A 22,026-nucleotide genomic window follows, 5' to 3' on the forward strand; every position below is an offset into this window, starting at 1 on the left:
CTCCATTATTGTTTGCGAAGGAGAAAAAGCACTTGAGATGATGGATATCCATTTGCTTTTAGTCCGTGACGGAGTTGAAAAGCTTTAATTGCTTTGCGAGAAGCTGTTCCAATTTTTCCATCGACATTCCCTTTATAATAGCCCAGTGCACTTAAGCGAGATTGTAGTTCTTTACATTCTTGGAAAGTAAGAGGTTGAAAAGGTCTTTGCCAATCATTTACCAATCCAGGATGTCCAGCAATGCGATCAGCAAGAAGGCCAACAGCAAACGCATAACGATCTGCATTATTATAATGTTTCAGAACAAAGAAATTTTTTGTGACTAAAAATATAGGTCCTTTTGCTCCATCTGGATATTTTAATATTGCTTGTTCAGATGATGTAGGAAGAGGGTGCCCATTTGCGTGTTTTACACCTAATTTTTTCCATTGTTCAAAGGAATACCAGCCTTCAGGAAGGTTTTTCCCCTGCGGCACTTTTACCTCTACTCCCCAAATAAGATTAGGTTGCCAGCCATTTTTGTGGAGAAGGTTAGCAGCAGTAGCCAGAGCATCTGGAACAGAGTTCCAGATATCACGCCGTCCATCTTGGTCCATATCAACTGCATAGGCGAGATAACTGCTTGGAATAAATTGTGTATGCCCCAATGCACCGGCCCAAGATCCAGTGAGTTGAGAGCGTTTAATTTCGCCAATTTGTAGAATTTTCATAGCAGCAATCAGCTGTGTATATGCATATTTTGCACGTTTTTTATCAGCATAGGCTAAAGTTGCAAGAGAGCGAATGGTATCACGTATTACACTTTTATTAGCTAAAACCTTCCCATAGTTGCTTTCCATTGACCAAATAGCAAGCAGAATATTGCGATCAACACCAAAACGTTTTTCAATTTGAAGAAGCCATTTGTTCCATTTTTGAGTTTGGCGTCGTCCTTCCTCAATTGCAATATCATGGACACGATTATCGAAATAGTTCCATGAAGGAGCAACAAATTCCGGTTGGTATGCGGCGCTTTTTAGAACTTCTGGATCAATGGCATTAACACCTTTAAACGCCATATGAAACGTAGAGGGGGTAATATTGTGAGCAATAGCTATTTTTTTAAATTCTTTAATCCAGTGTTTAAATCCGCTATCAGCATATGAAAGGGGTGCAAAAAACATTAAAAAAGCAGAAAAAATAACGGCAGAGCCAGTGAGAAGAGTTCTCCAAGCTATTGACTTCTCTAAAAAAGAGAAAGTCTTCAATTCTGTTTTTTGCATTTTGAAATTCCCATTAATATTCAATTCATTAGATGTGCAATAACTTTATTTTGTATTTAGTTTAATCGATAATATGATCAAGAAGAGGAAAAAACTGAAATAAATAATACGTTTTAATCCCTTCAATAAATTCTCAGACTCTTTTTACATTTTTATTGCTCATTATAATGATAATCAAAACAATAAGATATCTTTTTTACCATTTCGTAAAAACATATGATAAATAAAACAAAAAAGTTATATGAATTCATTGAGGAGGGTGAGTGTGCGTAAAATCCGGAAAGCAGTATTCCCAGTAGCAGGTCTTGGTACGCGTTTTCTTCCTGCGACAAAAACGATTCCTAAAGAAATGCTAACAGTTGTTGATAAACCTGTTATTCAATATGTTATGGATGAGGCGAGGGAAGCTGGTATTGAGCATTTTATTTTTGTAACTGGACGTAACAAAGCCGTTATTGAGGATTATTTTGATGAGCAAGTTGAATTATATACGACACTTGCTGAATGTGGAAAGAAAGAAGATCTTGCACATTTATACCGTTTACAGCCATTACCAGGGTCAACTTCTTTCACTCGGCAACAACAACCTTTGGGATTAGGGCATGCTCTTTGGTGTGCACGTGAATTAGTTGCAGGGGAACCTTTTGCTTTGTTATTACCGGATATGTTGATACAAGCGAAAAAGGGCTGTCTTTCTGAAATGATGAGCCTTTATGAAAAGGTGGGTGGGGGAAATATTATAGCAGTTCAGGAATGCGATCCTAGAGAAACACATAAATATGGTATTGTTGGGAAAGGCAAACAGATTGCAAATGGTTTTGAAATCACAAAAATGGTAGAGAAACCAGCACAAGGTACAGCGCCATCAAATTTGTACATCAATGGACGTTATATTTTGCAGCCAGAAATTTTTAATATTCTTTCCACTCAAGAACGGGGAACAGGAAATGAAATTCAATTAACAGATGCTATGATACGGCTTTCAAATGAGCAAGATTTTTGGGGTTTGCAAGTAAAAGGGCGCACTTTTGATTGCGGTTCTAAAGCTGGTTTTATTGAAGCCAACGTTGCATTTTCTTTGGCACGCGCTGATATGCACAGCCACGTTTCTGCTTCATTGAAAAATTTACTAGAAACCATTAATGTCGAAAAGTGATATAGATCTCTTACTTAATTTTATTGATCGAATTTGATTATGACAATATCGTCTCCTCATAGGGCTTTGCAAGGTGCAGTAGCATCAGCGCTTAAAACACTTGCTAGTGAAAAGCAGGGGCTTGAAGCTCTTGAAAAAGCTCTTCTGGAAAGTCTTTCTTCTTCTTTTGAAGCGGCTGTTCAAACTATTAGAAATGCTCGTGGACATGTGGTTATTACTGGTCTTGGAAAAAGTGGTCATATAGGGACAAAAATTGCAGCAACCTTAGCCTCAACTGGAACACCTGCCTTTTTTGTTCACGCTGCAGAAGCCAACCATGGTGATCTTGGTATGATTGGCTCTGATGACGTTATTCTTGCTTTATCATGGTCTGGTGAAACTCAAGAGTTAAGTGGTATTATAAGTTATGCGGCGCGTTTTCGTATCCCCCTTATTGCGATGACATCAAGTAAGCACTCTGTGTTAGGACGACAAGCTGATATTGTACTATTATTACCAAAGATAGAAGAGGCTTGCCCCCATGGTTTAGCCCCTACAACTTCAACAATTATGCAATTGGCAATGGGAGATGCATTAGCGGTTTCTCTTTTAGAAATGCGTGGTTTTACCGCAACGGATTTCAAAATATATCATCCTGGTGGTTCTCTTGGTGCAAGCCTTAAATACGTGTGTGATATTATGCATGAGGGTGATAATATTCCTTTGGTTATGCAGGGAACAGCTATGACTGAAGCGATGAATGTTTTGGTGGAAAAACATTTTGGTTGTGTTGGTGTTGTGAATCAAGAAGGTGAACTAATCGGAATTGTAACTGATGGCGATCTTGCACGTAACATTCATTTTAATTTATCAAAATTTAATGTTGACGAGGTGATGACCAAAGCTCCTAAAGTTGTAAAGCCAAATACACTTGTTGGTGCAGCAACAGCTTTTATTAATGATCATCAGATTGGTGCATTTTTTGTGGTTGAAGATAAAAAACCGATAGGAATTGTTCATTTTCATGATCTTTTGCGCATTGGCGCTGCTTAGATTAAGCTTCCCTATCAAATAAAATGTTATTTTAGGTTGAAATAGATTGAATAATACAAAGTTACAATTTTATTGTGAGGTGGCTTTACTGATATTTTGTGGAAGAAAATGATTATTTTACGCATTTCATAATGTTTAGAAAATTTTCAGGGTAAAGATTATACTAGCCTCTTTGCGTATTTTAGAGAGGATTTTCTATCAGGAGGAGAAAGGATATCGCCTCCTGCTTAATGTGTGTGCTCCCTCTGTTCTTAAGAGAGGTTTCCCTTGTACTTTGTTTAAGATTTCCGCTTAAGGAAAAACTGTGCTCCTGTATGTGAGGTGCAGAGAAGTTGTGTGGCGTCATATGACATTGTACAATTGACTCTAGAAATTGTTCCACGGAGAATAGAGCGTATTTCAATTTCTATATTTTGGGCATTGAGATAATTATATGCTCCTTCTGATAGTTTTTCTTCTGTATCTGCTGCATGCGTTTCAAAAACACCATTGTGGAAAGAAGAAATAATACCATTCTCATCAACCCATTTTCCATCAATTCCAGTTGGCATATTTGAGTTATAATATCGCGAAAAGTTACAGGCACTTAACAGCAAGGCGGTAATTGTAAGACATAAAATATGATAGGTATGTTTCATTTATTGCACTCTATTTAGATTATTTTGCTCTCTAGTTTCTATAACATTATTAAATTACCCCATGAGTCAATATGAAAAATTTGATAAAAATCAATGAAAAAGCAAAAAAATGGAAAAAAATGCCTTAATGTTGTATTTAATTGACAGCTTGATGAAGTTCGTAAGTGAAACACAAGAGGTAAAATATTTCTTATGGTTTACAACAATTTTTATATTAAGCTGCTAAGTAGTCTCAAAGGAGATTATTGACATTATGGTTGGTCCCATTCTTGTTGCGAGTGAAGATTATGGAAGACGTATAGAACTTTCTTCTATGCTGCGAGGTTTTGGTTATCGTGTCATTGAAGCAGAAAATGGTCTCCGTACGATTGATCTTTTACACAGGCGTAAAAACATTGTGCTTGCACTCCTTGATGTCGTTATGAGTGATTTGAGTGTGAGCGATTTGATTAAAATGATTAGAGTTGCTGGTGTTTCTGTTCCTATTGTCGTTATAGCACAACAAGAGAATCAGCATTTACTCCAGAAAGCTTTAACAGCTGGAGCTATTGATTATTGGATCCATCCAGTAACATTATTACGTGTAAGAGTTACTTTGGATATCCTTGCTCTTATTTCTGCTTTGGAGCATGAGGTTCGAGATATTCGGCGAAAAAAAGAGAATCATTTACGGTTTTCTGATCTTTGCGTAAAAAGTAGAGCTATGCAGATAGTGTTAGAACAATCGAGACAAGCAGCAACTTCTTTACAGAATCTTTTGATAGAGGGAGAAGCTGGAACAGGACGTGAGACATTAGCTCGGATTATTCATCATGAGGGATTATTTTCGGAGGGTGTTTTTGTTCGCTTTCAATGTTCAGCCATCGTTGATCCAGAAGAAGAAAATCAGCAGTGGTTTAAAGAATTCCTACCATTGGTTTCTTCTCTTGAAAAAGGGACACTTTGCCTTTGTGATATTGATCGACTTGAGCCCATACAGCAAAAACGGTTTGCTCATTACCTTAAAGAAAGGGAAAGGGATACAAAAGGAGATTTTTTTCCTTTTCGGATCATCGCTATTTCAACATCGCGTTTAAAGGACTTGGTTAATGAAAACTTTTTTTTGCATAGTTTGTTTGAACAATTTTCTCACTTGTCTATTAGCGTTCCTGCTTTACGAGAATTAAGGGATGATTTTCCAGAGATCACACAACGTTTGATTGATCGCATTATCACAGAAACAGGGCGATCACATGTCCATGGTTTAGCAGGCTCTGCTCTTTCCTTGCTTATGCAGTATGATTGGCCTGGCAATAGAAATGAGCTTGAAACCTTTTTATTTCGTGCGATTTTACTCAGTGAAGGACCGTTATTAACTGTTCGAGACTTTCCGCAATTAATGGGAAATTCATTAATGAATGTTCCCAATATCATTGAGGGTAATATACAAGAAGATAGTGAGCAAGAATCGATAAAATTTTTGAATACTGATGGGCATGTACGTACTTTTGCAGAAATGGAGCATGATATTATAGAGAAAGCGATTAAACATTATAAAGGACATATGAGTGAGATTGCGCGTCGCCTTCATATTGGTCGCTCTACACTTTATAGAAAAATGGAAGAATTGAGAGCAATAAGAAATCAAGAACGAAAATAAAATTCATAACAAATTTCTCTTCATGACAAGCATGCGTTTCAAAAAATAGAGTGAATTTTGATAAAGTCCGTGGGGGAAAGCTGAAGAAAACAATCATTTATTGTAAAATTTATCTATAGAGGATGATTTTGTTGATTTAAATCAAATATAAATTTTATGTGACTATTTTAATCGTTTATTTCAATTTATACAATTTTAGTTAAGTTTACATTTATTAAAACAGAGAAGCATTTTTAAAAACTTTTAAATACTACCGCTAAAATTTTTGTATCATCAATATTAAATTTATACTCTCTTAAGCAAGAAGTGGCATTTTATCTGCTATACGATTAAGATAAAGTGATTAGTGTTATTGTTTGCATTACTGATGATGTGATAGTTTAAAATAGAAAGTTTGCCCTCTTTGACTCTTTTACAGATTGTTATTGGTTTTGTCCTCTTTTTTTTATTGCATCTATGTTGGCAATCTACACCTATGGGCGTTTTGTGAAAAATGCTAGGGGGCAATGTTCTTATGCGTTACCTCTTCAGAAAGATGAAACTAAGCTTGATCGTATCGTCAGTCAATTAGCTGAGAAAGAAAATGGATTGGGGATTGATAAAGATGCCCTTTCTCTCATTATCAGCAATTTGGATGCGTTTTGTGTTCGTGCAATAGGAGCTGCAGAGGCTGGGCGTAGCCTTGATCTGATGTATTATATTTGGGATGATGATTTAACGGGGCGCCTATTATTAAGTGAAATAGTTGAGGCAGCTGATCGAGGGGTTCGGGTACGGCTTCTTTTGGATGATATTAATGCTCAGGCACGTGATCCAGCTTATATTGCGCTAGATAAACATCCTCACATTGAGGTGAGAATGTTTAATCCAGGGCGATCGCGTAAAGGTGGTTTACGCCGTGGTTTAGAAATTATATTACGGGCAATTACTGTAACACGTAGAATGCATAATAAAGCTTTTATTGTTGATGGCAGGGTCGCTTTTGTAGGAGGACGTAATCTTGCAGATTCTTATTTTGATGCTGGTAAAGAATCCCATTTTCGAGATTTAGATTTGATGTTAATCGGTCCTTCTGTTAAAAAGGTAGAAAGTATCTTTGATGATTTTTGGAATAGTGCTGTTGTTTTGCCAATTCATACTTTGGTTGTTCCTAAAAGCGCAAGTGATCTTAGCTATTGGAAAGATAAATTACGAAAGTTTCGTGATTCCAAAGTTGCAAAAGTTTATTTAGATTATGTCAAAGAGCACATTAACTTTAATTGTTTTATCCAAACAGGAAAGCGGTTATTTTTAGCAGACAAAGTTGTTGTTCTTTCTGACCCTCCAGAAAAAGCATTGCGTAAAAAAGCAAGTAATTGGCTTATGAAGGCACTTTCAAAGGTTATTGGAAATGCCCAAAAAACGGTTCAGATTACGTCACCTTATTTTGTTCCTGGTAAGGTTGGCACGCAGAATTTTAGTAATTTGGTTTCAAAGGGTGTTGATGTCAAAATTCTGACAAATTCTTTAGCTGCTACTGATGTAGCATTAGTGCATGGTGGTTATGTACCTTATCGTAAGGCATTGTTGAAAAGTGGTGTTAATCTTTATGAATTAAAAGCGGAAGGCAATACTCATGGGTTACGATTGTTTCGATCGAGTAAGGCAAGTTTACATGCCAAAGCTTTTTTAATTGATCGTAAAACAGCTTTTATTGGATCTTTAAATTTTGATCCAAGATCAGCATCATTAAATACAGAAATGGGCATTCTTTTTGAATGTGCTCCCATTACAGCAAGATTAGATTTGTTGTTTTCTGAAGAAACCACAGGGGAAATGAGCTATCATCTGCGTCTTGGTGATAATAATCGTATTTATTGGGATTTTATTGAAAATGAAAAAAAATATAGCATTGACTATGAGCCAGAAAGCAATTTTTGGCGTCGCGCATTTGCAAAAATAATAAGTTGGTTACCTATTGAATCACAATTGTAAATTTTTATAAACCACACTTAAAAAAAATATTTATTTTTCTTTTCATTTTGTTTGTAGCATGGCATAATTTTTTGCCAATCTACCATGTATGAGAACCGCAGTTGTATTTTAAAGCTTCTTGCGGTGTTTTATTATAAAAGGAATTTTGATATGGCAAAGATTGTTGAAACGGGGACAGGTGCATTGGCACTGACTTTTGATGATGTACTTTTACAACCCGGTCATTCTCTTGTTATGCCTAGTCAAGTGGATCTCAGTACGCGCATTGCAGCGGATATTAAGCTCAATTTGCCATTGCTTTCTGCGGCAATGGATACGGTAACAGAATCGCGTTTGGCAATTGCTATGGCTCAAGCTGGTGGTCTTGGGGTTATTCATCGTAATATGTCTCCTGCAGAGCAGGCAGAAGAAGTTCGTCAAGTAAAAAAGTTTGAATCTGGTATGGTTGTTAATCCAGTCACCATTGGACCAGATGCAACACTTGAAGAAGCAAAATCTTTGATGCGCTCTCATGGTATTTCCGGTATTCCGGTTGTTGAAAATGGTGCTAAAGGTGAAACTGCTGGACGGCTTGTTGGCATTTTGACAAATAGGGATGTGCGTTTTGCATCGGATCCTAAACAAAAAATTTATGAATTAATGACGCATGAAAATTTAATCACAGTGCGTGAAAATGTTCAACTCAATGAAGCGAAATATCTTTTACACCATCATCGTATTGAAAAATTATTAGTTGTGGATGAACAGAATCGTTGTGTCGGACTGATAACAGTTAAGGATATTGAAAAAGCAAAATTAAATCCAAACGCTGCCAAAGATTCACAAGGTCGCTTGCGTGTTGCAGCTGCAAGTAGTGTAGGGAACGATGGGTTTGAGCGGGCTGAACGATTAATTGATGCAGGCGTTGATATTCTAGTAATTGATACTGCACATGGACATTCTCAGCGTGTATTAGACACTGTTGAGCGTATTAAAAAAATGACGTTTTCTCCAGCTATTATTGCTGGTAATGTGGCGACTGCTCAAGCAACACAGGCTTTGATTGACAGTGGTGCGGATGCTATAAAAGTGGGGATTGGTCCTGGTTCTATTTGCACAACGCGAATTGTTGCAGGTGTTGGTGTTCCTCAGCTTGCAGCCATTATGAATGCTGCAGAAGTTGCTGAAAAAGCGGGCATTCCCGTTATTGCTGATGGGGGGATAAAAGCTTCGGGTGATTTTGCTAAAGCCTTAGCAGGTGGGGCTTGTGCTGCTATGATTGGCTCTCTTTTAGCGGGTACAGAAGAAAGTCCTGGCGAAGTTTATCTTTATCAAGGACGATCCTTTAAAGCTTATCGCGGCATGGGATCTGTTGGTGCTATGGCACGAGGATCGGCAGATCGCTATTTTCAAGATGATGTTCGTGATGAACTTAAGTTGGTTCCTGAAGGTGTGGAGGGGCAGGTGGCTTATAAAGGTCCTATAGCATCAGTTCTACATCAGCTTGCTGGTGGACTTCGTGCTTCGATGGGGTATGTTGGAGCAAAAGATCTCGTAGAGTTTCGTGAAAAAGCAACGTTTGTACGTATTACGAATGCGGGACTCCATGAAAGTCATACGCATGATGTTTCTATCACACGAGAGAGTCCAAATTATCGTGGGCCAGTTTAAAGATACAAGAGCCTAATATCATATTGCATAAATATAAAATTTTCCGAGAACAAGAAAGAGAGACTGCGCTTTTTTCTGTTTGTAATTTGGTGTAATAATCCCAAAAAGGAAAGAATTAGAGGTTAAAACTCTAATTCTTTCTGTTAAGACTATATGAAATAAGTTATATAAAATTAGAATTAACTTTTTGTTGTCTTCCGTCCAGTCTTTGACGCACGTTGGCGAGTGTTTGTCTGATCACTTTGGACGGATTTCTTTCCGTTGTTTGAGGGCATTGTATTATGACGGCTTTTAGACGAAGTTGTTTTTCCATTATTATAAGTCATTATTTTCTCCTTTAAAATTGTCTGGCAGTTGCCATTAGAGTAAAAACGGTCATGCCAAATAGTGGTTCCAAGCATTTTCTAAAAAGTTAATTTTTTGTTGAACGTAAGATGAGCCTGTTTAATTTTATGAGAAGATTTTTTCTATTGTTCAGACAATCCTCGTAAACTTTATTTTACGCCAATAAATTAAAGAGTTTGGTTTTTTCGTAATGCATGGCGGAAATAAGTTTTTTATGGATGGCTACGTATCTTTTAGTATAAGAGGTAGAAAGATAAAAAACGAATGGGCAGAAGATGAAAGGAAAAATTTAGATACTCTAAATTGGATCTTATAAAAAAAGTATGATCAGATCATTTTAAGATTGAATGTAAATTTTTTATGGCTTTGAGAAGGTTTCATTGGCAAGAAGGCGATAATATTATTTTTTTAGATGATTTAAAATTTTATTATTTTAATGGGAGAAATGAATGCGATTAGGTGGGCGTTTGCAAGCAGCAATAGATGTTCTCACAGAGATAGAAATGAAGCATCGCCCAGTAGGAGAAGCTTTAAAGGATTGGGGTCTTTCTCATCGCTTTGCTGGAGCAGGTGATCGTGCAGCTATTGGTACAATCGTTTATGATGTTTTAAGACGACGTTATTCTTTACAATGGCGTATGGAGAGTGATGATATCCGAGATATCGTTTTTGGTGCCTTATTAGATTCTGGAAAAATGACGCTGGAGCAAATTGACGGTGAGTTGACAGAAGATCGGTTTGCACCGCAGTTATTAGGGGCTAAACAGCGTAAATCGTGGCAAGGTCAGCAATTAGTGGATGCTCCAGACTATATTCGTGGTGATATTCCGCAATGGTGTCAAGCGCATCTGCGTCCTTTATTTGGTGATAATTGGATCACTGAAGCGGCTGCGTTAGCAACGCGTCCTTCTTTAGACCTACGGGTAAATAACCTAAAGGCAACACCAGAAAAGGTGCTGAAAGAATTAGCAAAAACCAAACTTAAATCTTTTCCATGGTTTGGGCAAGCTTTAAGAATTGCACCGATTGAAAAGTTTAATCGTCATCCCAATGTTCAAGTGGAACTAGCTTTTCAAAAAGGACACTTTGAAATACAGGATTTAGGATCTCAAATTGTTGCTCACCTTGTGGAAGCGCAAGAGAGCATGCAGGTATTAGATTATTGTGCAGGTGCTGGGGGCAAAACATTAGCTTTAGCTTCCGATATGAACAATCATGGGCAAATTTATGCTTATGATTCCGATAAAGTGCGCTTAGCTCCTATTTTTGATCGTCTTCGACGCGCTGGTGTTCGTAATGTACAAACACGAGCGCAAAAAGAAGAATTGAAGCCATTAATAGGCCAGATGGATAGAGTTCTACTAGATGCACCATGTAGTGGGACAGGAACATGGCGTCGTCGTCCAGATGCGAAATGGCGTTTAACATTAGAACAAGTGAAACAACGCCAAACAGAACAGAGGGCTATTTTGAATGAAGCGATAGCTTATCTTAAGCCAAATGGGCGCTTAATCTATATTACCTGTTCTCTTTTTACAGATGAAAATGAGGAACAAATTTCCCATTTCCTTCAACAACATTCTCATTTTTCTCCAATAGATATGCCAGCGCTTTGGCAGAAACATTTTAGTTTTTCTCCTGTGCAACCAGTTTTTTCAAATTATGGACTTACTTTGTCGCCGGCCACAACACAAACAGATGGGTTCTTTTTATCTGTGTTGCAAAAAAAACATTGATCCATATTCTTACACTTTTTATCATAAACTTTACGAGAATAATCTTTTTCTTAAGAAAACAGGCTTGTGAAAAGAGAAAGATTAAATCATAACTCTCATGAGTTTTCTTTTACAATTGTTGATTGGTTTTCTATGAGCATATCACATCCAGACACTGTTCTTATTATTGACTTTGGTTCACAAGTTACACAACTTATTGCACGACGGGTACGAGCAATGGAAGTATATTGTGAAATTGCTCCTTTTCAATTGGCTTTAGAAGCTGTGCGCCGCATAAATCCTAAAGCTATTATTTTATCAGGGAGTCCTTATTCCGTTATTGATGAGGGCTCTCCGCGTGCTCCAATGGAAATTTTTGAGGCGGGTGTTCCGATTCTGGGTATTTGCTATGGTGAACAAGTCATGTGTATTCAGCTTGGAGGAAAGGTTGAAGCTGGACATGAGCGTGAATTTGGGCGTGCTTTTTTGGAAGTTCAAGAAGAGAGTGCCCTTTTTGATGGAGTGTGGGAAAAAGGTTCTCGTTATCAAGTATGGATGAGCCATGGTGACCGTGTGGCAGCTTTACCAGAAGGTTTTCGTGTCATAGGAACCTCAAAAGGAGCTCCCTATGCGGCTATTGCGGATGAAAAAAGACATTTTTATGCGGTACAGTTTCATCCTGAAGTTATCCATACACCGGATGGTACAAAACTTTTGCAAAATTTTGTTCATAAGATCTCTGCTATTAAAGGTAGTTGGTCAATGGCTTCTTATCGTGAGCAGGCAATTGCTACGATACGACAAAAAGTTGGGAAAAGTCGTGTGATTTGTGGTCTTTCAGGGGGAGTGGATTCATCTGTTGTAGCGGTACTCCTTCACGAAGCCATAGGAGATCAACTGACATGCATTTTGGTAGACCATGGGCTGATGCGCAAGAATGAAGCTAAAGAAGTTCTCACGCTCTTTCGTGATCATTATAATATAGAGCTTATTCACGTTAATGCTGCCGATATATTTCTTAATGCTTTAGAAGGTGAGACAGATCCAGAAAAAAAGCGCAAAACAATTGGTCGTCTTTTTATTGAAGTTTTTGAAGAAGAAACGAAAAAAATAGGAGGTGCAGAGTTTTTAGCACAAGGAACACTTTATCCAGATGTTATTGAGAGTGTGTCTGCTATTGGTGAAACGGTAACCATTAAAAGCCATCATAATGTGGGTGGGCTACCAGAACAGATGAAGATGAAACTTGTAGAACCGTTACGTGAGCTCTTTAAGGATGAGGTTCGCTCGCTAGGACGAGAGTTAGGGCTACCGGAGCAGTTTATTGGTCGCCATCCTTTTCCAGGTCCCGGTCTTGCAATTCGCTGTCCAGGTACTGTGACCCGTGAAAAATTAGAAATTTTACGTGAAGCAGATGCTATTTATCTTGAGGAAATCCATAAAGCTGGTCTTTATGACGAAATTTGGCAAGCTTTTGCTGTTCTTCTTCCTGTTCAAACTGTTGGCGTGATGGGGGATGGTCGCACTTATGAATTTGTTTGTGCTCTTCGCGCCGTCACATCTGTAGATGGAATGACTGCTGATTTTTATCCTTATGATATGGCGTTTTTAAGTAAGACAGCAGCACGTATTATTAACGAAGTTAGAGGGATTAATCGTGTTGTATATGATGTAACCTCAAAGCCTCCTAGTACTATTGAATGGGAATAATTAAAATGAAGGATAAGTCTTTTAAGAATAAAATATGACTGAGGGTTTGATATTCGAAAAGTGTAGAAAAAATCATTTAAAAATGATTGTGTATTTTCATATGATATAAGCCTTTATCTGGCAATCTGTACGTCAATATCGTTTAAAATTGAGAAGTGTGGGATTTTGCATGTCTGAGAAAAAAATTGTTGCACACCGTGGAGGAGCTCATCTTTATCCTGAAAATACCCTTTCGGCATTTAATAATGCTATAGCGTTAGGTGTTGATGAAGTTGAATGCGACGTTCATTTGCTGAAAAGCGGTGAAGTGGTTGTCTTTCACGACTTCCGTTTAGACCAATTGGTTGGAAAAAAGGGGTATATTCACGACATTGATAATGAAACACGCAAACAACTCTGCGTAAAAGGAAGCCAAGAAGCACCTCCCTTATTAGAAGAAGTGCTTGATCTTTTAGCACCAACGAATGTTGCGTTGCATCTTGAAATCAAAACATGTGGTGAAGTGGAGCGTGAAACAATATTATCCCAAAAAGCGCTTGCACTAATAAAAAGCCGAAATTTATCAGAACGGGTTTCTGCAATTAGTTTTGATCCTTTTATCCTTCGTCCTTTTATTGAAGCAGGAATACCATCTGGTCCATGTGTTGATAATTTCGAAGGTGATATGTACCGTCATTTTTCTGAATGGAAGCAATTAGGTTATTCTGATCTAAGTTTAGATGGCTCTATTGTTTCACAGAACTTTATTGAAGCAGCTCTTGAGGCTGGTTTTACTGTAGGGGTATGGACAATTAATGGAAAAGCTCGGTTATCATATTGGCTTGATATGCCTGTACATTATATTACGACAGATCAACCTGATCTCGCATTGCAATTGTGTGCACAAAGGTAAAAATACATCAACACAAAAGGAACTATATATCTTCATAAAGTTAGCGTAATGCAAGAAGAAAAATTATCTAATACATGACAATAATACATTGATTTATAATCATAATTAATATTTTATTCATGTGAGTAAGAGACCTTAATACGTAAGATTCTCTTATTTCAAATATTTTTACAATGAATCAATCAAAATCATTCGTTTGCACATTACAAGCAGGGTTGGTGTGTGGATAAAAAATGATTGAGAAAAGAATAAAAATATTCATTTAACGTATTTTAAATGCAAGATTTGTTGAAGCATTAGGATCGCACATGATGATGTCGTTTTGCACTTTTATGAAGTGTAAAAATGATGGCATACAAAAAGTCTTATATACTTTAATGGAGAGGCTTTAGGGCTTATTTTATAGGTGCTATCATGAAATGTAGATGTATTGAAAGATTTTTTAACAGTATGGAAATTGGTTATACAGTGTCATTTTGTTTTGCGTGAGGGGTGTGATCTTGTTACAGGGAAAGAGACTATTAAGCGCTTCAAAATGATTTTCTTAATTTTAAAAAAATTCTATTTGTCTCTTCTTTAAATTCAGTAGCAACATCGTGTTAAAGTTATAAGCCGAAAGTTATAAGACAAATAATAAAAGAATAAACAATTCTTTTTAAAGAAGTAAATCCAGATATTAAAATAGTCATTGAATGATATTTACGATCCATATCTTTTTACCAAGTGACTTTGCTTATTTAAGCCATCTCACTTTTTTCAGATAGTTACAAACGCGTATTTCATGAATACATAAGAAAGCTTATAAAAGAAAATAAATAAATTTAAACAAATTCATTTGACCTTTAGGTGGATCCTGTTTAAATGAGAGAATATGTTTCTGAAATAAAACTGTCATAGCATGTTCATGTGTAATACTATAAATTTAGGGGTAGTTTGTATTCCATCACTTCAGAAAGGGTGAAGCATGAGTCGTTTTTATCTTTCCATAGCGGCCACGGTTGCTATCATAATGTCCACAGCGGGGATGACAGAAAGTTTTGCACAGACAAAAATCAGCTTTTGGCATTCTATGAGTGGTGAATTAGGAAAGCAAACTGAAAGTCTCATTAACGATTTTAATGCAAGTCAATCTGAGTATAAAGTTGTTTCTTCATTTCGCGGTGAATATGAAGAGGGATTGATTTCACTCATTGCAGCATTTCGTGGAAAGAAACAGCCAGTACTTGCTCAAATTTATGACGTTGGTACTGGAACTATGATGGCTGCAAAAGGTGCAATCTACCCATTTTATCAACTTATGGCTGATACAAAACAAGAATTTGATCCTACAGATTATTTCCCTGCTATTAGTGGTTATTACTCCGATGAACAGGGACGTATCGTCTCTATGCCATTTAATATTTCAACACCCATCCTTTATTATAACAAAGATATCTTTAAAAAAGCAGGGCTTGATCCAGAACAGCCTCCTAGAACGTGGCAAGATATAGAAAACTTTTCCAAGAAAATTCTTAAGACTAAAGCGGCAACTTGTGGTTTTACAATGGCTTATGCCGCTCAATGGATTGGTATAGAAAATTTTTCAGCGTTGCATAATGTTCCTTTTGGAACGAAGGAAAATGGCTTTAAAGGACTTGATTCAGAACTTACATTTAATGGACCTTTACAAGTGCGTATGTGGACTGACCTGAAAAAGTGGTCTGATCAAGGTATTTTCCGTTATGGTGGTCCAGCAGGTGCATTAGATTCAACACCAATGTTTATGGCACAAAATTGTGCAATTTTTATGCAATCTTCAGGATCACATGCTGGAATTGTTTCTGAAGCTCAGTTTAATGTGGGGGTTGGTATGCTACCGTACTATAAGGATACAGAAGGAGCACCACAAAATTCAGTTATTGGGGGAGCTTCTATTTGGGCGTTTAAGGGCCATACTCCAAAGGAATATGCAGGGGCAGCCGCTTTTCTTAAATTTCTTTCAAAAACAGAAAATCAAGCAAAATGGCATCAGGAAACAGGTTATCTCCCAACCACAAAAGCGACTTATGAATTGAGCAAAAAACAACATTTCTATGAAAAAACGCCAGGTGCGGATATAGCTATCAAACAGATTAATCTTAATCCACCAACAGTTAACTCAAAAGGGATAAGATTTGGTAATTTACCACAAATTCGTGCCATTCTTGATCAAGAGTTGGAAGCTGTTCTTAGTGGTTCAAAAACGCCGAAAGATGGTTTAGATGAGACCGTTGAACGTGGAAATAAACTCTTGCGTGAATTTGAAAGATCTAATCATTAATTTCGTTTTATTGTTAAACATTAAAGACTCAACAAAAACGGTTGAGTCCTTTTTGTTTACTTTTTTAAAGTCTCTACATTTAAAGAGCCCTATGAATGCAAGAAAAACATGCATATTTTAAAAATAGTCTACTTTCTTACGGACTGCTTTTTCCTCAGCTTCTTGTGACTTTTTTGTTTTTCTTTTGGCCTGCTGCTCAAGCAATAAAATCATCTTTTGAGCGTGAAGACCCTTTTGGCTTTACAACAACCTTTATTGGTTTTGAGAATTATCTAACCGTTCTTTCTGATCCTACTTATCGGCAATCGCTTTTTACAACCGCAGTATTTTCCATCTCAGTTACTGTCGCTTCAATGACAATATCACTTCTCTTAGCTGTCTGTGTTGATCGTGTCATCCGTGCAAAAAAGGCTTATACAATGCTTTTGCTCTGGCCCTATGCTGTTGCTCCAGTATTGGCAGGTATATTGTGGCTGTTTATCTTTCATCCTACCATCGGAATTATTCCTTTTTTTCTCGAGAAAATAGGGGTGCTATGGAATTATCGTATTAATGGCACTCAAGCAATGATTCTTATTGTCATTGCGGCTAGTTGGAAACAAATTTCTTACAATTTTCTCTTTTTTCTTACAGGTCTTCAGTCTGTTCCGCGTTCTCAAATAGAAGCAGCCGCCATTGATGGTGCTGGTCCCTTTAAACGATTTTGGACAGTGGTTTTCCCGCAAATTTCACCAACGACGTTTTTCCTTCTTATTGTCAATGTCAATTATGTTATGTTTGATACTTTTGGTATTATTGATAATACAACTTCTGGAGGTCCTGCGCGTGCAACGAGCATCCTCGTCTATAAAGTATATGACGATGGCTTTAGAAATCAAATAATCGGTGCATCAGCAGCACAATCAACAATATTGATGTTGATGGTTATTGTCTTAACGTTTATCCAGTTTCGCTGGATTGAGCGCCGTGTACAATATTAGGAAACAAATTATGGTTGAAAATCGCCCTGTTTTGAAATTTCTAACCCATATTATTCTCATTGTTGGTATTATCATTATTTGCTTTCCAGTTTATGTTGCTATCATTGCATCAACTCATAGTTCAGCAGCATTTAACTCAGGAACACTTCCTCTTTTGCCTGGGAAATATGCTCTGGAAAATTATAAAACAATCTTTGGTGATGGCCTTGCACAGCTGGGTTTGCCCAACCTCTGGCCACTCTTAATGAATTCATTCATTATGGCTCTTGGGATTAGCGTTGGAAAAATTATTATTTCACTTTTGTCTGCTTATGCAATTATTTACATGCGCTTTCCCTTCCGAAAAACTGCTTTTGTTCTTATTTTTGTTACATTGATGCTCCCTGTCGAAGTTCGTATTCTTCCAACCTATGAGATTGTTGCAAAATTGGGGATGGTCAACACCTATAGTGGAATGATTATTCCACTTATTGCATCTGCGACCGCTACATTTTTATTTCGCCAGTTTTTTTTGACTGTTCCAGATGAACTCTTAGAGGCGGCACGTGTTGATGGTGCAGGTCCAGTTAAATTTTTTAAGGATATTCTTCTTCCTCTTAGTAAAAGCAATATTGCTGCTTTATTTATCATTATGTTCATTTATGGATGGATACAATATCTCTGGCCTCTTATCATCACAACGGATCAAAATCATCAAACGATCCTTATTATTTTAAAACAGCTTATTGTCGAATCACTTCAACATGATCCTCAATGGAATATACTCATGGCAGTATCGGTTGTTGCCATGGTTCCCCCTGTTCTTGTTGTTATCTTCATGCAGCGGCTTTTTATCAAAGGCCTTATTGAAACGGAGAAGTAATTGTGGCCATAATCCAGTTATCAAATATAAAAAAACAGTATGACAACGGCATTCTGGTCATTGATGATTTAAACTTAACTGTTGCCAATAAAGAACTTCTTGTTCTTGTCGGTCCTTCAGGGTGCGGAAAATCGACCTTATTACGTATTATAGCAGGACTTGAACAAGTTACCTCAGGTGAATTATGCATTGATAACGAATGTATCAATGATCGTGAACCAGCTGATCGTGATATCGCTATGGTTTTTCAAAATTATGCCCTTTATCCCCATATGACAGTTCGTGGAAATTTAGAATATGGTCTTAAAAATCGTAAAACTCCTAAAGAAGAAATTAAAAAACGTATCGCACATGCTGCAAAGCTTTTGGAGATAGAACCATTTCTTGATCGTAAACCACGACAATTATCAGGAGGACAACGTCAGCGTGTTGCAATGGGGCGTGTGATTGTACGTCAACCCCGTGTTTTTCTCTTTGATGAACCTCTTTCAAATCTTGATGCAAAATTACGGGCGCAAATGTGTATTGAAATAAAAACACTACAGCGTTCATTAGGAACAACGAGCCTCTATGTTACCCATGATCAACTAGAAGCTATGACATTAGCTGATAGAATAGTCGTTTTGAATAAAGGAGCTATCGAGCAAATTGGAACACCAATGGAAATTTACGATACTCCAGCAACAACATTTGTTGCTGATTTTATTGGTTCTCCTCCTATGAATTTTCTTGATCGCTATGTCTTAGAACAACATTTAGGGCATTCATTTTCTTGTGGTGAAGAAACTGATCTTTTAGCATTCAGACCTGAAATAATCTTATTGGGCGAACATCCAGATAAAGGGCCTGTCTTTCACACAAAAATTGAGCTTATCAAGCTTATTGGAACAGGTTGCCATGTTTTAACGCGTTGGAATGGTATCATTTTTACGATTGAAATAAAAGAACGCTTGACACACGACTATGGTCAAAAACTAAGTTTCACTGTTGCTCATCAGAATTTTCATACTTTTAATAAAAACACAGGAAAGCGCACAAATAATAAGTAAGCATTAATTGATGTGATACGACTCTCTTTTATGCTGCGTCATGATAATGGTGTGTTTTGACTTGCTCAATTACATTTACAAACTCAGGTTGTAACCGATGGGATTAAAAACAAAATTTTAACAGTTTTGGTAATGATCTATTGTCCCATAGCGCTGAGAATGTCAAAACATTTATATGAAGAAATTTTGCATTTTCACGGTCTGTAAGAAGAATATAATTTTCAAACAATAGAATAAATCTTTATTAACCATATTTTTACTCATTTATAATTTTGTTATAAAAAACAACATATTATAATATGTTTCTTGATGTAATAATTTATGTGTATTATAAAAGTAAATGAGAGAAATAGAGAGAAAAAATGAGTCACAGATAAGGGAGGATGCGCCCCATATCTTGGCTTTGACCCCTAACATAAGAAGTCTATTTGATTCACAAAATACGACGCTGTTTTAAATAGTCTGTACGAAAATAGGCGCATTCTATTTTACCGCTGGCCATATGATCTAAAATGGTTTCAGAGCTCCTATAAGAAGCATTTGTTTTTTCTACCAATCACATAAATTAGAGAGAAACCTATGCGCGCATGCTGCAAGTTTATTTTTTCTCATGTGAATCACTATGCAATTCTCAGCGAGGGTATTTGATAAGTTGCAAAAAAATAACTGAGAGATAGAAGGCGTGCTTGTTTTAGAATTTTCATTACTTTTAGCGATAAAAGCAGATGAAACACATCTGTAACATCTCATCGATCTTTTCTATATTCTTGAGTTAAAAATTGCCTGTAGATCATCCTCAAACAGATCTTTATGAATATAACATAAGGGATCGATGCGAATACCTATAAGAATCAGCAGGGACAAAGGCAGTTATGTTATTGTTTTACAAAGCATTCTATAAAAGCTGGTATATTTTTTCAATATATTGCCAGTTTATTAATGGTTTTATGATATTACTTTCTTATAAAGCGCGTGCTTTTTGTTGCTTATAAATCAACCTAAACTTTATACAGCAGTATGTTTGAGACAAATATGAAGACGGTTCAGTGCTGTATTCAGTTTTGTATGCCAAAGTAGAATAAGCTTATCTGCTTGTGTAATTTCTAAAATGAGGAGACAGCTTAATTTAGGGAGAATATGAAAGCATCAAATAAAAAATAGATTCTGTCTTTAGCATCATCTTTTAATTTAGTGTTGCAATTTTCAAAAACATCTGAGCCAGTGTCTCTTACATAATGGCGATTAAGTATTGCCGAACACATTTTTTTACGTAATAGAATTGCATCTCTCATACAAAACAGAATACCTAAACAGAAGGCTATTGGGTTGCCAATTTACGCACTTTTTTTAAAAAATATCTTGCAAGGTTGTTCCAACTATTTTTTCACGCAGTCGTTTATAAGTAGTATAACATAAAATCCATTGTGTATCGCCATCTTTATGCTTATAAAAATGCAAGCTGGGGCCATCATCATACTCTCTTTCAGTCTCCAACATTGCAACAATTATTGTGTTGAGACTCTTCATAAGAGGCATTTTTTCTTCAAGTGGTTTTTATTCATACACTAATTCTACTTGCATGTTATAAATGAAGTTGGATAGATAAAAATACTTTAAGAAAGAGACACCAAATTCTTCTTATGAATCGTTTCAAGTGTCGAGAGTTATTGTAAAAGAAGCATTGAAAAATAGAATGCTACTGCTGACAGTTTGGGCACCATGAGGCAATAAATCCACTTACTTTATCTATCTTAGAATCTATAGAGTATAAATTTCTCTGTAAAAGTAATTTTATTTCATATCAATGTTATCAATTATAGCTGTTGGGGTATCATTAGTAACATAATCATAGACTTACGATTTTATGAACTCTTTTTTATCTCTTTTATAGAAGATCTTAATGTTTTGTGATAGCGTCAATGATGGTATTTACATTATGTTCCATCATATCGAGATAAGTTGCTGCAGGGCCATTTTTGTTTGACAATGCATCAGAATAAAGTGTTCCACCAATTGTTAAACCTGTTTCTTTTGCAATCTGTTTTATGAGACGGGGATTAGAGATATTTTCAACGAATAGGGCAGTTGCTTTATTCGCTTTAATTTGTTTTATAAGTTTAGCAACATCGGCTGCGGTTGCTTCAGTTTCTGTTGAAGCACTTTGAGGGGCAAGGATAGTAAAACCATATTCCTTGGCAAAATAGCCAAAGGCATCATGAGATGTGATAATGATACGTTTATCTTTAGGAATGGTAGCAATTTTTGTTTTCAGGGTATCTTGTGCTATTTTAAGTTTTTGGATGTAGGTTTCGGCATTTTTTTTGTAGCTGGTACAGGATTGTGGATCGATTTTACAAAAAGCAGCAGCGATATTCTTCACATAGATTTTGACATTGGGAATTGTTTGCCAAGCGTGTGGATCAATAACGCTGTGGTGGTGATGGGCATTATGTTCTTGATTTTTCATTTTGATGGAGGGAATGTTAGCGCTAACTTCGACAAGAAGTGCTTTTGTACCACTTGCTGTAATGAGGCGATCAATAAATCCTTCTAAATGAAGCCCGTTGATGAAAATAATTTGAGCATTTCTAAGAGCCTGAGCATCATGGGGGGTAGGTTCATAAGTGTGGGTATTCGCATTGGGACCTACAAAAGTGGTCATAGAGATATGGTTGTCTCCTACATTTTTTACGAGATCTGCAAGAATAGAAAAGCTCGCAACAACTTTGATTTTATTGTGTGCAGAAGCAGAAAATGGAGAAAGGGCAAGCAATAAAGCTCCAAGAAGAACAAATTTTTGAGCAAACTTAGGCACATTTTTTT

16 protein-coding genes and 1 pseudogene are annotated in these 22,026 nt (G+C 36.6%); 12 read left to right on the plus strand and 5 right to left on the minus strand.

Annotated elements, in window-relative coordinates:
• Positions 1-5: 5 nt before the first annotated feature.
• A complete protein-coding gene (locus ACFILT_RS05220) occupies positions 6-1,262 on the minus strand; it encodes a lytic murein transglycosylase (protein WP_375679695.1) in 1,257 nt (418 codons plus the stop codon).
• Positions 1,263-1,527: 265 nt separating this feature from the next.
• On the opposite strand from ACFILT_RS05220, the gene ACFILT_RS05225 reads away from it, so the two are divergent.
• On the plus strand, positions 1,528-2,418 hold the full coding sequence (locus ACFILT_RS05225) for a UTP--glucose-1-phosphate uridylyltransferase (RefSeq protein ID WP_375613281.1): 891 nt from the start codon (positions 1,528-1,530) through the stop codon (positions 2,416-2,418).
• A 39-nt stretch (positions 2,419-2,457) separates the two neighbouring features.
• A complete protein-coding gene (locus ACFILT_RS05230; protein WP_375678534.1) occupies positions 2,458-3,450 on the plus strand; it encodes an SIS domain-containing protein in 993 nt (330 codons plus the stop codon).
• Between the two features lie 278 nt (positions 3,451-3,728).
• Here ACFILT_RS05230 and ACFILT_RS05235 read toward each other — a convergent pair whose 3' ends face one another.
• Positions 3,729-4,088 (minus strand): hypothetical protein, encoded by a 360-nt coding sequence (locus tag ACFILT_RS05235; RefSeq protein ID WP_375611849.1) that lies wholly within the window; start codon positions 4,086-4,088, stop codon positions 3,729-3,731.
• 253 nt (positions 4,089-4,341) lie between these two features.
• Here ACFILT_RS05235 and ACFILT_RS05240 point away from each other — a divergent pair, with 253 nt between their 5' ends.
• The 3 genes and pseudogenes from ACFILT_RS05240 (at position 4,342) to guaB (ending at position 9,351) form a co-directional block, all read left to right on the plus strand.
• Complete coding sequence (locus ACFILT_RS05240) at positions 4,342-5,727, plus strand: sigma-54-dependent transcriptional regulator (protein ID WP_375678533.1); 1,386 nt, start codon at positions 4,342-4,344, stop codon at positions 5,725-5,727.
• Between the two features lie 403 nt (positions 5,728-6,130).
• Positions 6,131-7,701, plus strand: a pseudogene (locus ACFILT_RS05245) (phospholipase D family protein).
• A gap of 150 nt (positions 7,702-7,851) precedes the next feature.
• Complete coding sequence (gene guaB / locus ACFILT_RS05250; RefSeq protein ID WP_375613284.1) at positions 7,852-9,351, plus strand: IMP dehydrogenase; 1,500 nt, start codon at positions 7,852-7,854, stop codon at positions 9,349-9,351.
• A 179-nt stretch (positions 9,352-9,530) separates the two neighbouring features.
• Here guaB and ACFILT_RS05255 read toward each other — a convergent pair whose 3' ends face one another.
• Positions 9,531-9,677 (minus strand): hypothetical protein, encoded by a 147-nt coding sequence (locus ACFILT_RS05255; protein WP_273722522.1) that lies wholly within the window; start codon positions 9,675-9,677, stop codon positions 9,531-9,533.
• Positions 9,678-10,145: 468 nt separating this feature from the next.
• Here ACFILT_RS05255 and ACFILT_RS05260 point away from each other — a divergent pair, with 468 nt between their 5' ends.
• The 7 genes from ACFILT_RS05260 (at position 10,146) to ACFILT_RS05290 (ending at position 19,203) form a co-directional block, all read left to right on the plus strand.
• Positions 10,146-11,432: an RsmB/NOP family class I SAM-dependent RNA methyltransferase gene (locus ACFILT_RS05260; protein ID WP_375679696.1), complete on the plus strand. Its 1,287-nt coding sequence runs from the start codon at positions 10,146-10,148 to the stop codon at positions 11,430-11,432.
• 132 nt (positions 11,433-11,564) lie between these two features.
• Entirely contained in the window at positions 11,565-13,121 is a 1,557-nt protein-coding gene (gene guaA / locus ACFILT_RS05265) for a glutamine-hydrolyzing GMP synthase (protein ID WP_375679719.1), read from the plus strand.
• 169 nt (positions 13,122-13,290) lie between these two features.
• A complete protein-coding gene (locus ACFILT_RS05270) occupies positions 13,291-14,013 on the plus strand; it encodes a glycerophosphodiester phosphodiesterase (RefSeq protein ID WP_375679697.1) in 723 nt (240 codons plus the stop codon).
• Positions 14,014-14,977: 964 nt separating this feature from the next.
• Positions 14,978-16,312, plus strand: coding sequence for a sn-glycerol-3-phosphate ABC transporter substrate-binding protein UgpB (gene ugpB, locus ACFILT_RS05275; protein ID WP_375678529.1), 1,335 nt, complete (start codon positions 14,978-14,980; stop codon positions 16,310-16,312).
• A 95-nt stretch (positions 16,313-16,407) separates the two neighbouring features.
• The gene (ugpA, locus tag ACFILT_RS05280) at positions 16,408-17,292 is read left to right on the plus strand and encodes a sn-glycerol-3-phosphate ABC transporter permease UgpA (RefSeq protein ID WP_375627662.1); all 885 of its coding nucleotides are present in this window, start codon (positions 16,408-16,410) and stop codon (positions 17,290-17,292) included.
• A gap of 10 nt (positions 17,293-17,302) precedes the next feature.
• Positions 17,303-18,154 carry a sn-glycerol-3-phosphate ABC transporter permease UgpE gene (gene ugpE / locus ACFILT_RS05285; RefSeq protein ID WP_375613289.1) on the plus strand — a complete coding sequence of 284 codons (852 nt, stop codon included), beginning with the start codon at positions 17,303-17,305 and terminating at the stop codon, positions 18,152-18,154.
• A gap of 2 nt (positions 18,155-18,156) precedes the next feature.
• Positions 18,157-19,203 carry a sn-glycerol-3-phosphate import ATP-binding protein UgpC gene (locus ACFILT_RS05290; protein WP_375679698.1) on the plus strand — a complete coding sequence of 349 codons (1,047 nt, stop codon included), beginning with the start codon at positions 18,157-18,159 and terminating at the stop codon, positions 19,201-19,203.
• A 1,347-nt stretch (positions 19,204-20,550) separates the two neighbouring features.
• Here ACFILT_RS05290 and ACFILT_RS05295 read toward each other — a convergent pair.
• The gene (locus ACFILT_RS05295; RefSeq protein ID WP_375632276.1) at positions 20,551-20,730 is read right to left on the minus strand and encodes a DUF4102 domain-containing protein; all 180 of its coding nucleotides are present in this window, start codon (positions 20,728-20,730) and stop codon (positions 20,551-20,553) included.
• 370 nt (positions 20,731-21,100) lie between these two features.
• The gene (locus ACFILT_RS05300) at positions 21,101-22,018 is read right to left on the minus strand and encodes a metal ABC transporter solute-binding protein, Zn/Mn family (protein WP_375678527.1); all 918 of its coding nucleotides are present in this window, start codon (positions 22,016-22,018) and stop codon (positions 21,101-21,103) included.
• Positions 22,019-22,026: the final 8 nt, after the last annotated feature.

Source organism: Bartonella sp. AP7XZML, from assembly GCF_042195745.1.
Taxonomy (GTDB): Bacteria; Pseudomonadota; Alphaproteobacteria; order Rhizobiales; family Rhizobiaceae; genus Bartonella.